At 61.5% G+C, this 13,769-nt stretch carries 13 protein-coding genes and 2 tRNA genes; 5 read left to right on the top strand and 10 right to left on the bottom strand.

Annotated features, from left to right (window positions below; all coding sequences use genetic code 11):
* Positions 1–220: 220 nt before the first annotated feature.
* From ACI3L3_RS12580 to ACI3L3_RS12535, 10 genes are all read right to left on the bottom strand, one after another.
* Positions 221–297: transfer RNA gene (locus ACI3L3_RS12580), tRNA-Arg, on the bottom strand.
* Positions 298–545: 248 nt separating this feature from the next.
* The gene (locus ACI3L3_RS12575) at positions 546–1,589 is read right to left on the bottom strand and encodes an FAD:protein FMN transferase (protein WP_404845477.1); all 1,044 of its coding nucleotides are present in this window, start codon (positions 1,587–1,589) and stop codon (positions 546–548) included.
* Between the two features lie 4 nt (positions 1,590–1,593).
* On the bottom strand, positions 1,594–3,702 hold the full coding sequence (locus ACI3L3_RS12570) for an FAD-dependent oxidoreductase (protein WP_404845476.1): 2,109 nt from the start codon (positions 3,700–3,702) through the stop codon (positions 1,594–1,596).
* 46 nt (positions 3,703–3,748) lie between these two features.
* Entirely contained in the window at positions 3,749–4,003 is a 255-nt protein-coding gene (locus ACI3L3_RS12565; RefSeq protein WP_404845475.1) for a hypothetical protein, read from the bottom strand.
* 42 nt (positions 4,004–4,045) lie between these two features.
* A complete protein-coding gene (locus ACI3L3_RS12560) occupies positions 4,046–4,621 on the bottom strand; it encodes an electron transport complex protein RnfA (RefSeq protein WP_404845474.1) in 576 nt (191 codons plus the stop codon).
* 12 nt (positions 4,622–4,633) lie between these two features.
* Positions 4,634–5,311, bottom strand: a complete 678-nt coding sequence (gene rsxE, locus ACI3L3_RS12555; RefSeq protein WP_404845473.1) for an electron transport complex subunit RsxE — start codon at positions 5,309–5,311, stop codon at positions 4,634–4,636.
* Complete coding sequence (gene rnfG, locus ACI3L3_RS12550) at positions 5,308–5,895, bottom strand: RnfABCDGE type electron transport complex subunit G (protein WP_404845472.1); 588 nt, start codon at positions 5,893–5,895, stop codon at positions 5,308–5,310. The genes rsxE and rnfG overlap by 4 nt, the downstream gene beginning before the upstream one ends.
* Positions 5,896–5,902: 7 nt before the next feature.
* Positions 5,903–6,874, bottom strand: coding sequence for an RnfABCDGE type electron transport complex subunit D (locus ACI3L3_RS12545; protein ID WP_404845471.1), 972 nt, complete (start codon positions 6,872–6,874; stop codon positions 5,903–5,905).
* A 127-nt stretch (positions 6,875–7,001) separates the two neighbouring features.
* A complete protein-coding gene (locus tag ACI3L3_RS12540) occupies positions 7,002–8,135 on the bottom strand; it encodes a 4Fe-4S dicluster domain-containing protein (RefSeq protein WP_404845470.1) in 1,134 nt (377 codons plus the stop codon).
* Positions 8,136–8,142: 7 nt separating this feature from the next.
* Positions 8,143–8,628, bottom strand: coding sequence for a cytochrome c3 family protein (locus ACI3L3_RS12535; RefSeq protein ID WP_404845469.1), 486 nt, complete (start codon positions 8,626–8,628; stop codon positions 8,143–8,145).
* Between the two features lie 949 nt (positions 8,629–9,577).
* Here ACI3L3_RS12535 and ACI3L3_RS12530 point away from each other — a divergent pair.
* The 5 genes from ACI3L3_RS12530 to ACI3L3_RS12510 all read left to right on the top strand — a co-directional run bounded on the left by ACI3L3_RS12530 (position 9,578) and on the right by ACI3L3_RS12510 (position 13,712).
* The gene (locus tag ACI3L3_RS12530) at positions 9,578–11,008 is read left to right on the top strand and encodes a DegQ family serine endoprotease (RefSeq protein WP_404845468.1); all 1,431 of its coding nucleotides are present in this window, start codon (positions 9,578–9,580) and stop codon (positions 11,006–11,008) included.
* A 115-nt stretch (positions 11,009–11,123) separates the two neighbouring features.
* Positions 11,124–12,008: a 4-(cytidine 5'-diphospho)-2-C-methyl-D-erythritol kinase gene (ispE, locus tag ACI3L3_RS12525; RefSeq protein ID WP_404845467.1), complete on the top strand. Its 885-nt coding sequence runs from the start codon at positions 11,124–11,126 to the stop codon at positions 12,006–12,008.
* A 3-nt stretch (positions 12,009–12,011) separates the two neighbouring features.
* A tRNA-Gln gene (locus ACI3L3_RS12520) sits at positions 12,012–12,088 on the top strand.
* Between the two features lie 26 nt (positions 12,089–12,114).
* Positions 12,115–13,056, top strand: coding sequence for a ribose-phosphate diphosphokinase (locus tag ACI3L3_RS12515; RefSeq protein WP_404845466.1), 942 nt, complete (start codon positions 12,115–12,117; stop codon positions 13,054–13,056).
* A gap of 71 nt (positions 13,057–13,127) precedes the next feature.
* Complete coding sequence (locus tag ACI3L3_RS12510) at positions 13,128–13,712, top strand: 50S ribosomal protein L25 (protein ID WP_404845465.1); 585 nt, start codon at positions 13,128–13,130, stop codon at positions 13,710–13,712.
* Positions 13,713–13,769 lie beyond the last annotated feature (57 nt).

Here is a 13,769-nt window from a genome sequence, read left to right as displayed (position 1 = left end):
CAATGCACAAAAATGTTAAAAACACCCTTCTCGGCAGCATAAAGAACGGCTCCCCGGCGCTGAGGGCGCTGAATCGCGACCTCGGGCCAGATAGAGGACCGGTGTAAAGCCCCCGGGTATCGCGGAGAGCGTCGCCCCACTTCTTCTTGTAGGGCGCTGCGAATTGGGCAAAAAGAAAGCCGGTCTCAGTAAAGCCTGAAACCGGCGAATATTTTTTTGATGGTGGCCCCGGCAGGAGTCGAACCTGCGGCCTACCGCTTAGGAGGCGGTCGCTCTATCCAGCTGAGCTACGGGGCCATATGGCTAGCGGGTGAAAGGAAATTCAACCGCTGAGGGCGTTTGAACTAACCGACTTGCGCGAGGAACGCAAGTCCTTTTCGCCTCTGTGCGGAATTTCGGCACGGGGATGGCGGTACATAGCGCCGCCCTCACGGAAGAATACACCTCGCCCCGCCCTATGGCAAAAAGGACGCGGGCGCGGCAAGCCTTCGCCGCCACGCCCACGCTATTACAATATCATTATATAAAGGCGCATCCAGAAGGCCCTAGGCGCTCCGGCGCTCAAGGCGTGCCCAACCGGAGCTTTGCAGCTTGGCGCCGCTGGCGGCAAGCACCATGCACTCGCGTCCGGGAAGACTCTCAATGCTCCACACGCCGTGCTTCGCATCCATAACAAACGCGGCAGTCGCCAAGGCGTCGGCCTCCATCACCGTACGGCCCACAACGCTGACACTCACGGACTGCACAGGCGATATACCCGTTGCCGGATTCACCACATGGTGCAGGGTCCCCTTTGCGTCAAAGGGCTGTTCATAGCCGCCGGAGGTCGCCACGGCGCAGTCGCGCAGGTTGAGCACGGCGGGATAGTGTCCCTGCCCTGCCGGATCCTCAATGGCGACGGTCCACGTTTTATCACCGCCAACGCGGATGTCGCCGCCAGCGTTGACCATATAAGATCCAACACCGGCACCAGCCAGCGCTTCGGCGGCGCGGTCCACGATGTAGCCCTTGCCGATGCCGTCCAGCGTGGCCTGCATACCCTCACGGGTAAAGCGGATATCCCGCCCGGTGCATTCCAGCGCGCTGGCGTCCACAAGGCGCAGCACCTCGGCAAGTTCCGAGCGCGGAATGTCGCCAACGCTGACGGCCTTGCCCTGCTCGCGCAGGTACTCCACAACGGGGAGCACCGTGGGGTCAAAGGCCCCACCGGTAAGCGTGGCCATATCACGCGCACCGCGCACCACGGCCACCATGTCCGGATGGGCTCCGGCAATACGGCCTGCGGCGTTGAGGTGCGAGGCCTCGGTTCCGGCGGTGTGGCGGTCCAGCACCGTGCACAGACGCTTGATGGCGGCGTACGCCTCACCAATGCCCTGCTCCGCGCGGTGTTTGGAGTCGTCCACAACCGTGATGGTCACAAAGGTGCCCATCAGAAACTGGGTGCTGACGACCTTGTGCCTGCTCCCCTCACGGGTAGCGGAACCAAAGCCGATGTCGGCCAGTGCGCGGGTGGGAGCCGCAAGGGCTCCCAGTCCGACAACAGCGCCAAGGCGCATGAACGCCCGTCTGGTCACTGCCTTCATATCCATGATGCTAGTCCTCCGCGTCCAGAGGCTTCACGTCCGGGTCGGCGGCGTATTCCGCGCCAGCCTCACCGTCGTAACAGGTCAGGCCGCAGCGCAGGCAGCGCGAAGCTTCCTTGCGTGCCAGAGAGGGATCAAGCGGCTGGCTGACCTCTTCCTTAAAGGTAGAGCGGCGCTCGGCCACAGGAATCTCCTGCACGGCCACGCGGGGGATGGTGTACTTGACCTTCATGCCCTTGAGGATGGTCTCGGGAATCACGCGAAGCTGTTGGTCTTCGGGGTTTTTCGCCTCGCCTTCCGTCAGGAGCATATGGATGGAGCGTGCGGCGGTGCGGCCGTCGGCAACGGCTTCAACCACAGTGGCGCGTCCGGAGTAGACCTCGCCGCCAACGAACACGTTGGAGACCGACGTCTGGAGCGTCACCTTGTCGGCATCGATGGTGCCCTTTTTGGTCACGGCGAATTCGGACTCGCCGTCCTCGCCCACAAAAGGCGTCATGTCGGGCACGCGGTCCACGCAGTTGATGACAAGGTCGCAGTCCACGACGGCTTCGGTGCCCTCGACGGGTGCGGGGGTACCGGTGGCCTTCTTGGGGTCCTTGTACTCGGTGGCGATATATTCCACGCTGATGACGCCGCCGTCAGCGGACTTCACCGCGGTGGGCTTCGTCTTGTAGAGGATTTCCGCACCGATTTCCTCGGCGCGTTCCACTTCCAGCTTATTGGCGGCCATCTTGCGCTTGATGTGCTGGGACAGCACAACGATGCGGGCGGCGCTCAGGCGGCCTGCGCTGCGCGCCACGTCCATGGCGGTGTTGGTGTCGCCGATGATGACAAGGCGCTTGCCGGCAAGGTCCATCGGCTCGTGCTTCAGGCTGGTGAGGAAGCTGACGCCGTCCACCACGCCGGGGGCGGTGTCGCCGGGGATGCCAAGCTGCGGCGTCTTCCATGCGCCCGTTGCCACGAAGATGGCTTCAAAGCCTTCGTCGTTCAGGGTTGCGAGGGTGAAGTCCTTGCCGAACTCAAGCCCGGTGCGGGGCGTGACGCCCAGCTCAAGGATGCCCTGCACGTCCCAGTCCGCGACGCGGTGGGGCACGCGGTATTCGGGGATGGCATGGCGCACCATGCCGCCAAGGGACTCGCGGCGGTCAAAGACATGCACCTCGTACCCAACGCGGCGCAGGTAGAACGCGCAGCTCATACCCGCCGCGCCGCCGCCGATGATGGCGACCTTGCGGCCGTTGGACGGATTGCACTGCATGGGCACGCGTCCGCCGGAGGCCATCTCCCAGTCGGAGACGTAGCGTTCAAGGGAATTGATGGCGATGCCTTCGTCCACGATCTGGCGGCGGCAGATGGTTTCGCAGCCATGCGGGCAAATGCGGCCCACAACGGACGGCAACGGCAAACGCTCCTTGAGCGTCAGGAGCGCGCTGCCCATATCGCCGGCCTTGATCTGCTGGATCATGGTACGCACGTCCAGCTGGGCCGGGCATTTCTGCATGCACGGGGCAAGGCAGTCGTCCAGCTTGTTCAGATGCAGCAGGTCGGAGGAAAGGCCCTTGATGCGGATGGCGCCTGTGGGGCACACCTCGGCGCATTTGCCGCAGGAGCGGCACAACGCCTCGTTGACCACGGGCAGGCCTTCCTCGGACAGCTCAATGGCGCCAAAGCCGCAGGCCTTCACGCAGGAGCCTTTGCCAAGGCAGGCAAGGCCGCACATCTTGTCGCCGCCGTAAAGCATGGACATGGCGCGGCAGTCCTCAACGCCGGAGTAGTCATATATCTGCTTGGCGCGTTCACCGCCGGTGCAGATGAGGGATGCGACCTTAGGCTCCTTGAAGCTCACGGACATGCCCATGACGGACGCAACCGACGTGGCAATGTCCATGCCGCCGGCCACACAGACCTCCGGCGGCGCTTCGCCGGCCACAACAGCGGCGGCGGCCGCGCTGCAACCAGGGTAGCCGCAGCCACCGCAGTTTGCGCCGGGGAAGCAGTTTTCCACCGCCGCGACGCGCGGGTCCTCCTTCACATGCAGGACCTTGGAGGCCACTGCCAAAACGGAGGCCGCGGCAAAACCGAGGCCCGAAAGCAAGAATATCGAAGTGCTTACCATTTCGTCACCTTATTGATATTCTGCCGGATTCCCCGTGGGTCCACTGCTATGCGCCGATGCTGTGCACGGCGACATAGGCAACGGCGGCGTCGGCAGCCAAAACGCCAAGCGCAGGCAAAGCCAGCTTGGCGTGGCGCACCATACAGCCACCGGGAAAGGCGCCGCCCGTGGCACTGCGGCGGATGAGCACACCGCTGAAGTGCACGCCACCTGCCACCAGCAGGATAAACAGCATCCCGTGCAGCACGGAGCCGACGGCAAGGCCAAGACCCATGAGTATGAAAACGACAGTATTCAGCATTGCGGATATTCCTTTGTATTCCTTTTGGTTATTCAGCGCGGCCTACGCGGCCATGCCCTGAAACGCAAAGAACGCCAGGGACATCAGGCCGGCCATGACCAGCGCGATGGGGACGCCGCGGAATACATGAGGAACGGGGGCCATGTCCAGTCTTTCACGAATGGAAGACAGGATCACCAAAGCAATCGTAAATCCGATGCCAGACGCCAGTGCAAACACTACAGAAGTTAAGAAATCAAACTCCTTACGCTGCACCATAATGGCGACACCAAGCACCGCGCAGTTGGTGGTGATGAGCGGAAGAAAAAGACCCAGCGACTTGTAAAGTGGCGGAATCACTTTCTTCAAAAACATTTCCACAAATTGCACAAGCGAGGCGATAATAAGGATGAACGCGATGGTTTGCAGATACTCCAGCCCGTTTGGCACCAGCGCGTACACATGGATGGGCCATGTGATGGCGGTAGCCATGACCAGAACGAACATAACCGCCCCGCCCATGCCAAGGGCCACGTCGATGCTCTTGGACGTGCCCATAAACGGGCACGCGCCAAGGTACTGCACCAGCACGATGTTATTGATGAAGATGGCCGAGATAATCAGCAGAAAGTAGTCCATTGCACCTCTCCCCTAGTCCATCTTGCACGCGCCGCAAGAGCCGCAGCCATCGCCGCACCCGGTGATGGGCTTCGGCGCGGGCAGCTTATTCTTCTTGGCGTGCCAGACGTTGAAGGCGTTCATCCCGGCGAGGATGAGGCCCAGACAGATGAACGCTCCGGGAGCCTTCACCATAATGGCGAACGGCTCGAAGCTCTCCCACATGACAGGTGCGCCAAACACCGTACCGCTGCCAAACAGCTCGCGCACGGTGCCGAGGAAGGTCAGGGACAGCGTAAAGCCAATACCCATGCCCAGTGCGTCCATGATGGAGTACCACACGCTGTTTTTGGAGGCGAAAGCCTCAGCGCGGCCCAGAATCAGGCAGTTTACGACAATGAGCGGCACAAAGATGCCCAGCTGCTGGTACAGCGGATACGTGTACGCCTGCATGAGCAGCTCCACCGTCACAACCAGCGAAGCCGCAATAACGATAAAACACGCGATGCGGACCTTGGTGGGGATGACGTTGCGCAACAGCGAAATGATGATGTTGGACATCGTCAGCACGAACACAACGGCAAGGCCCATGCCGAGGCCGTTTTCCGCAGACGAGGTCACCGCCAGCGTCGGGCACAGGCCGAGCAGCACACGAAACGGCGGCAGCTCCGCCCACAGTCCCTTCACGAATTCCTTCATGCTTCGGTTCATGACTGGCCTCCACTCTGCTGCAGGGCGGTAATCATCTCGTCCTTATGGGCGGTGTACAGGGCCACGGCCTTTTTCACCGCATCCACGGTTCCCTTGGAGGAGAACGTCGCGCCGGAGACACCGTCGATGTTGTCCCCAAGGTCGAGGTTCGTGGTCGCATGCGCGCGGAACTGGCCGGTAAAGCTCGGCTCGGTCACGCGGGTGCCAAGGCCGGGGGTCTCGGTCTGGGTGGTGATGCCAATGCCAAGGAGCGTATCCTCGGCAATGTCAAAGCCCACCATCACGCCGATGTCGCCGGAATAGCCCGGCGCCGCCGATTCAAGGGCAACACCGGTCAGCTCGCCTTCACGCACAACCGGGAAGACGACCACCTCGCCCACATCCGGGGCGGTAATGGTCACACGTTCCACGATGGGGTCGTTCTCGTGCGGGCCAACCACGTGCATCAGGGCCGGGCCCTGCACATAGGTCAGCACCTGCTCTTCAATCTTGTCGCGCGTTGCGGCCTTGAGGGTGGCCAGCGAAAAGCCGGACACGCCGCAAATAAGCGACAGGACGAGTATCATGCTCAGTATCTCTTTCATGATGCCTCTAGCCTCCGAAAGGTTTGGGACGAACGCGGTCCAGCAGCGGGCTGAGCAGGTTCGCCAGCAGGATGGCGAAGGGCACGCCGTCCGGATAGACGCCGTACTCGCGGATGACCATGACCAGCGCGCCGCCAATGAAGCCATACAGCAACTGGGGCACGCGCCCTGCCGGGCTGGACGCATGGTCCGTGGCGAGGAAGAACGCGCCAAAGACCACACTGCCCGTCAACACGTGGAACAGCGGGCCGGCGGCCATATCCGGATGCACCATATGAAAGACCTGCGCCATGGCCATCACGCCCACGATGAACGCGGCGGGAATGTGCCAGCGGATGACGCCGCGCCACAGCAGAAATGCGCCGCCGATAACCAGCGCCAGCACCTGCGATGCGCCAAGGGCGCCAAGGGCGTTGCCAAAGAGGAAGTCCGTCAGGTTGTATTGGTACTGCACGGCATCAAGGCCGAAGTACTTCAGCTGCGCCAACGGCTCATTCAGCACGCTCATGGGCATGGTCATGTCGATGTCCATAAACGCGGGCCACGACACGCGGCACATTGCCCAGGCCACAAGGGGGGCGCACAGCGGGTTCGCGCCGTAACCGCCAAACACCGCGCGGCCGAGGGCCACAGTCATGGCCGCACCAGCGGCAACCAGCCACCACGGCGCGCCGGCAGGCAGCAAAAAGGCGAACAGCACCCCTGCGTACAGGGCGCTGAAGTTGTCCACATCCACATCACGAGCCATGAGACGAAGGCACAACGCTTCCACCAGCACGGCCACAGCGCCGGCAAGGGCCATGATGCGCGCGGCGTCAAGGCCGTAGGTCATGACGGCCATGACCGCGGCAGGCGCCAACGCCGCCAGGCTGGTGAGCGACAGATTCTTCACGCCCATGCCCAGCCGCCAATGCGGGGCCGGGGTGACGCTCAGTGCTCCTGCGCTCTGCGCAAGCGGTTTGATAACCGGAGGAGTCATTTGCTCAATCCTTGTTCCGAAAGTTCACGCCCCGCGCCGCGTGGGCGGCAGGCGGGCCGTTCTATGCATCCTTCACCCTGGCGGTCACGCGGCATGCCGCCACGTTCCGCCGGGAAGATATTGGGCCTTATCCTTCGCGCGAGAGGCGCAGCTGCTCCTTGGCAAAGCGCAGCATGTGCAGCATCGGACGGCGGGCCATGCAGTGCATGGCGCACAGGCCGCACTCAAAGCACACGCCAAGGCCGCTGGCAGCCGCCTTTTCAAACATGTCGTACTCCGCATAGCGGGTGAGCATGTTCGGTTGCAGGCGTGCCGGGCAGTGCTGCACACATTCGCCGCAGTTGATGCACGGACGGTCTTCGACAGGCGCGGCGCTGCCCGCCGGGACAATACCCACGGCGCGGCAGTCGCGGCCAATGCCTTGGTCCGTACTGAACGCCGCCGCTCCGCGCATGGGACCGCCAAGGCGGACCACATCGCCAGCGTGAACCTCCAGCCCTGCCGCTTCCAGCACGGCCTGCACCGGCGTCCCGATGCGTACGCGCCAATGCTTGCCGCCGGCGGTCAGCACCGTTTCGGCAACAGGCAGGCCCGTTTCCACAACGCGGCCCAACTGCCACAGCGCGGCAACGTCGATAACGCAGACACCGGCGGGATTTTCCTTGCCGGTAGCGGCCTTCGCCACAAGGGGATCAACGCTGGCGGGGTACACGCCGGGAGCGCGCACCGTCTGCGCGCCATCAAAGGACACGGACGCCGCCGAATCTGCGGCAACGACAGTGGTCTTCACTGCGCCAACAAGCAGCTTCGCGTAGTCCACGCCGGCGCGGACGGTCTGAGCCTCGGCATCCAAAAGCGCGGTGGCGACACCCACTTCCGGCTCCGGGTCCATGGCATTGATGATGAGATGCTCCGCCGCCGCGTAGCGCCGGGTATCAATGCCCAAACCGCGCAAGGCGCGCAGGCGCTCCTTGGCATCGGTTATGGCGGCAAGGTCCACCGGCTCCACGGTTTCGGGTTCGTCAGCGGGTTTCAGGGTCACAAAGGCGTAGGACACCTTGCTCACCTTGCCCGCCACAGGGGCGTGCATGTCGCCGCACCCGGCTTCGGCGCACTGGGCCACAAGCGTGCCCTGCGCAATGCTTTTGCCGCGCGCGGCCTTGAGCAGCATGCCCTTGACCGGAATGTTCAACTCGCCCGGAACGGGCATCTCGTGGATGCCACCGGGGAGGGGATTCAATGAAAGGTCGTACTTTTTCATGACGTTCCTACTTCGCATGGCACTCGGTGCAGCTTTCGTCGCCGTAAGGTCCGGCGCCCATGGACTCGTGACATCCCATGCACTGCCAGTGGAAGGCATCGCCCGTCAGGGGCAGCATGTCTGTGTCCGGACGGTCCTCGTCGGGCATATCGGCAGACGGCTCGGTGTAGTGGCACCGTTCGCAGTAGTCGTTGGAAGGGAAGGATTTCTGATGCTTCAGGCGGAACTCGTCATTGAATTCCTTGGGGTGGCACGTGGCGCAGGGCAGCGGCTTTGCGCCCTCCTCGACCAGACCGTCATGGTGACAGTCCTCACACGCCAGTCCCAAGTCCTCGGCATGCAGCTGGTGGGTAAAGAACACCCGCCCGCCGCTGTTCTCCATCACCACCCGCGTTGGGGCGTCCGGAGAGTCCTGGGGAAGCAGATAGCCCACAGCGGCAACGACGATGCACACCGCCACAACCACTGCTATGGGTACGTATCTTTTGTGCAATGAAAGAACCTCTCAACTTTGCGCTACTGTTTGCGGACCTGCCGAATCGCTCCGGCGTCCACACTCCTCAACCACTCCAAAAACAGCCCCTCCGCGGGGGAGGGGCTGCCTCATCATGAGGACTCCGTCAGCCACTGGAGTCCCTCCGTGTCATCAAGCCCCTTTGTGCGTGGCCTGAAACATGGTGGCAGCCAGAACTCCAGGGCCCCGGCTGCCAAAGAAAGAAAGGGGGGTGAGTGGCCGGACCCGCCCTGGAAGCGGCTCCGGCCACGAGGCCTGCATGCAAGGCACAGGAAATCCCGCACGCGACGGCCTCTTTCACCGAACTGATCGTACAACGCTAACGCGCAGAGCACAGTCCGTGCCAGCTTCCACTTACCGATTGCGGTGGACTGATTGGTTCGTCACACAGCCGACATTATGCCGCCACGGCGACAAATCCACCGCAATACCAACCTGTTAGTAGCCGACTACACCTGGTAACACGAAATTGCAATTCATATCCGTCTATCGCGTATTTTTTCTAATTTGTTGTGATTGGTTAACCAATCAACCATTGTGTCTGATTTTTCATACTGCCCTGCACACTTTGCATGCAAAGCCGGGAACCCAATGCACGCAACGTCATCTGGCCGACAGAGAAAACCGTCGTCCAGATGACAGTACTCCTGCGTCTGAAATTCCAGACATCAACAGGAGGAAACCCCGTCATCCTGTGAAAAAACTGTCACACGGCTGAAACTATTTGCCTGCGGATACAGAAAAAGCGCAGAAAAAATACGCTCTTCAACAGCCCGCCACACAGGCCAAAAGGCCCGTAAAACAAGGCACCAGAGGAAATCCCGCCCTTTCGTATTTACATGCTATGAAAAGAGGTTATAGTATCGAAATGACTCCTGCTTCAGGACCGAGGAGGGGCCTCAAGCAGAACCGTGAAACGGAGGAAAGAATGGATATCACTCACCGCATGAAACGCACGATCGCCCTCGCCGCCCTGCTCGTCTTTGTCACGTCGCAGGCTGCCATGGCTGCATTGCCTGAGTTCACGGCCCTTGCCGAGAAAGCTGGTGGTGCGGTGGTCAACATAAGCACCGTCAAAATCGTTGAGCGGGGCAACAACCAAATGAAGGAGTTTTTCCGCTTTCACCAGCGGGGCAACCCCTTTGAAGATTTCTTCAATCAGTTCGAGCCGTTTTTCCGCATGCGCCCGGACCAGCGCCCCCGCAAGGAGCGCTCCCTCGGTTCCGGCTTCATCATTTCCAAGGACGGGTTCATCGTCACCAACAACCACGTCATCGCCAACGCCGACGAAATCTCGGTGAACCTGCAAGGCGTGGACGAGCCCCTGCCCGCCACCATCATCGGGCGCGACCCGGAAACGGACCTCGCTCTGCTGAAAATTGACGCCGACCACGACCTGCCGGTGCTCACCTTCGGCGACTCGGACAAGACCAAGGTCGGTCAGTGGGTCATGGCCATCGGCAACCCCTTCGGCCTTGACCATACCGTCACCGCGGGCATCGTCAGCGCCAAGGGCCGCTTCCTGAACTCCGGCCCCTTTGACGACTTCATCCAGACCGATGCCTCCATCAACCCCGGCAACTCCGGCGGCCCTCTGCTGAACCTCCACGGCGAGGTCATCGGCATCAATACCGCCATCATCGCCTCGGGTCAGGGTATCGGCTTTGCCATCCCGTCCGACATGGCCCGCAAGGTCATCACCCAGCTAAAGGAGAACAAGAAGGTCTCCCGCGGCTGGCTGGGCGTCACCATCCAAAACGTTGACGACAACACCGCCAAGGCGCTGGAAATGGACGAACCGCGCGGCGCGCTTATCGCCTCGGTCCTGCCCGGCGAGCCCGCCGACGAAGGCGGCATCAAGGCCGGCGACGTCATCATCGGCGTGAATGGCGAGGACGTGGACGACGCCAACGACCTGCTTCGCCAGATTGCGGGCATCGCCCCCGGCGAAAAGGCCAAGATCACCGTCTGGCGCAATGGCGACGACAAAACCCTTCGCGTCACCCTTGGCGAGCGCAAGACAGACAAGCTTGCCCAGCAGGGCCGCCCCGAGCAGACGCAGCCCGCAGAGGCCCTTGGACTCTCCCTGCGGCCCGTGGACCCGCGCGAAGCCCGCGCCCTTGGCATGGACGTGGCGCAGGGCCTACTGGTCACCAGCGTGGCGCAAGGCTCCCCGGCGCAGGAAAGCGAAATCCGCCCCGGCGACGTTATCCTGCAGGCCAACCAGCAGTTGGTGAATTCCGTGGACGACTTCAAGGACATCCTCGAAGGCGACGCCAAGGACAAGGGAGTGCTGCTCCTGCTCATCCAGCGGCAGGGCCAGAGTGTGTTCCGCACGCTCACCCTTCCCGACGAGTAACAGCCGCCTATATCATTAACCATATAAGGGCCTTCCAAACGGGAGGCCCTTTTTTTACCCTGACGGGCACACAACCACTTGAAACCCGGTGGCTTTTACGAAAGAATCCCGCGTCATGACATCCACATTGCCACAACAGCGCACCCTCACGGCAGGGTGCAAGGTAAACCTGTACCTTGATATCACCGGCGTGCGTCCAAACGGCTACCACGAACTGCACACCCTGTTCGTGCCACTGGCCGAACCGGCGGACACGCTGACCGTTACGCCTGCGGAGGGAAGCGGCCTGCGCCTCACCTGCTCCCGCCCGGAGCTGGAAGGGCCGGATAATATCATTATCAAGGCGTATGAAGCGTTTGCCGAGGCCACGGGTTTTCGCCCCGGTCTTCGCGTACACCTTGACAAACGCATCCCCTTCGGTGCAGGACTCGGCGGCGGAAGTTCCGACGCCGCCGCCATACTGCGCTATCTGAATAACAGCGCGGGCCAGGCGGCACTGGAGCACACAGCCCTTTCGGCGCTTGCCACGCGCATCGGGGCGGACGTTCCGTTCTTTCTGATGGACGGCCCAGCCTGGGCCACAGGCATTGGCGAAGAGCTTGTGCCTGCCGAGCTTGATTTAGCTGGTTTCACTCTGGTAGTGTTGTGCCCCGACATCCACGTCTCCACACCATGGGCGTACGCGGCTTGGGACGCGGCACATCCGGCCACGCAGAAGAACGAAAAACGCCCCGAATGCTTGACATGCGCAGCGAGTGCGGGTAAGTGCTTCCCCTGCTCCGCGTTCCTGCTCCACAACAGCTTTGAGCACGTGGTCTTTGGGGCCTTCCCCAAGCTTCGCCAGCTCAAGGAAGCACTGCTCCGCCAAGGAGCAGCAGGGGCAGTTATGAGCGGCAGCGGTTCCAGTCTGTGCGCCCTCTTTCGCAACCGACAGGATGCAGAGCGCGCGGTTCTTACGTTCCGACAGGAACAGGTTCCCGCTTTCTTTCACAGTTTTTGATGCTGGGGTGTCGCCAAGGTGGATAAGGCAACGGGTTTTGGTCCCGTCATTCGAGGGTTCAAGTCCTTCCACCCCAGCCATATTTTATTTTTAAGGAACAATCACGATGGCAATTGGCGAATTGAAGATCATGACCGGCTCGGCCAACCCCGAGCTTGCCTCCGAGATTTGCAACCACCTCGGCTGCGAACTCACCCCGTGTCTTACCGACACTTTCAGCGACGGTGAAATCCGCGTAGAAATCGGCTCCAACGTTCGTGGCGCCGATGTTTTCGTGGTCCAGCCGACCTGTGCCCCCGTGAACTTTCACCTGATGGAACTGTGTATCATCCTTGATGCACTCAAGCGCGCCAGCGTTGGCCGTGTGACTGCCGTCGTGCCCTACTACGGCTACGCTCGTCAGGACCGCAAGGTCGCTCCCCGCGCTCCCATCTCCGCCAAGCTCGTGTCTGATTTCCTTACCGTGGCCGGCATTGACAGGCTCGTTACCGTTGACCTGCACGCAGGACAGATTCAGGGCTTCTTCAACCTGCCCGTGGATAACCTGTATGCCGCCCCGGCCCTTCTGGATTACCTGCGCCAGTACGACGAAAACCTCGTCATCGTCTCTCCCGACGCTGGCGGTGTTGAGCGTGCACGCGCCTACGCCAAGCGACTCGGTGCCGGCCTCGCCATCATCGACAAGCGCCGCGATGCCCCCAACCAGGCCAAAGCCATGAACGTCATCGGTGACGTGAAAGGCAAGACCGCCATCGTCCTTGATGATATGATCGACACCGCAGGCACCATTTGTGCCGGTGCCGAAGTGCTCATGGAAAATGGCGCCAAGGAAGTGATGGCCTGCGCCACGCATCCCGTGCTGTCCGGCCCGGCTGTGGAACGACTTGAAAAGTCCTCCTACTCCAAGGTCATCGTTACGAATTCCATTCCGCTTGGCGAAAAGGCCAAGCAGAGCTCCAAGATTCAGGTTATGTCGCTGGCCAGCCTGCTGGGCAAGGCAATCCACAACATCCACACGGAATCTTCCGTGAGCGTATTGTTTGTCTAACTCTTTTTTTATTGACGACCACCGCCGGGCCCGCCGTGGAGCCGAGCGGGAACAGCTTGAAGGAGATACTCATGTCTGAACAGGTTATGCTCAAAGCCGCCGTGCGAGAGGAAACCGGCAAGGGCTCCTGCCGTGCCCTGCGCGCTAAAAAAATGACGCCCGGCGTTTTCTACGCTAAGGACGAAAACATCCTCATCCAGGTTCCTCAGATCGATCTGGACAAGACCAACGCCCTCGTTGGAACCTCCCAGATCTTCTCCATCGACATCGATGGCAAGGGCGCCCGTCCGGCGCTGATCAAAGAGCTGATCTGGCATCCCTGCAAGCGGGAGATCACCCACGTCGACATCTACGGCGTAGACATGGACAAGCCCGTCCGTGTGCGTGTTCCCCTGCGCATCGTTGGTCAGGCTCCGGCCATGGCCATGGGCGCCAAGCTTGAAGTGTACCGCGCTTCCTGCGTGATTGAGTGCCTGCCCGGCGCCATTCCGGAAGCTGTTGATGTTGACATCAACAACCTCCAGCCCAACGAGACCATGCAGATTGAGTCCATCGCCCTGCCCGAAGGTGTGAAGGTTCTCAGCGATGACAACTTTGCCATCCTGCACCTGGCTCTCAAGGGCGCTGATGACAGCGCTGAGGGCGACGAGGAATAAACTCACGCCGTTTCCGCAAGGCCCCGCCTGGGGCCTTGCGTTTTTCCGGTGCACTGC

This window comes from Desulfobaculum sp. SPO524, from assembly GCF_044987625.1.
Taxonomy (GTDB): Bacteria; Desulfobacterota; Desulfovibrionia; order Desulfovibrionales; family Desulfovibrionaceae; genus Desulfobaculum.
The sequence above is the reverse complement of the archived record's forward strand: the minus strand, read 5'-3'. Positions and strand labels throughout refer to the sequence as shown.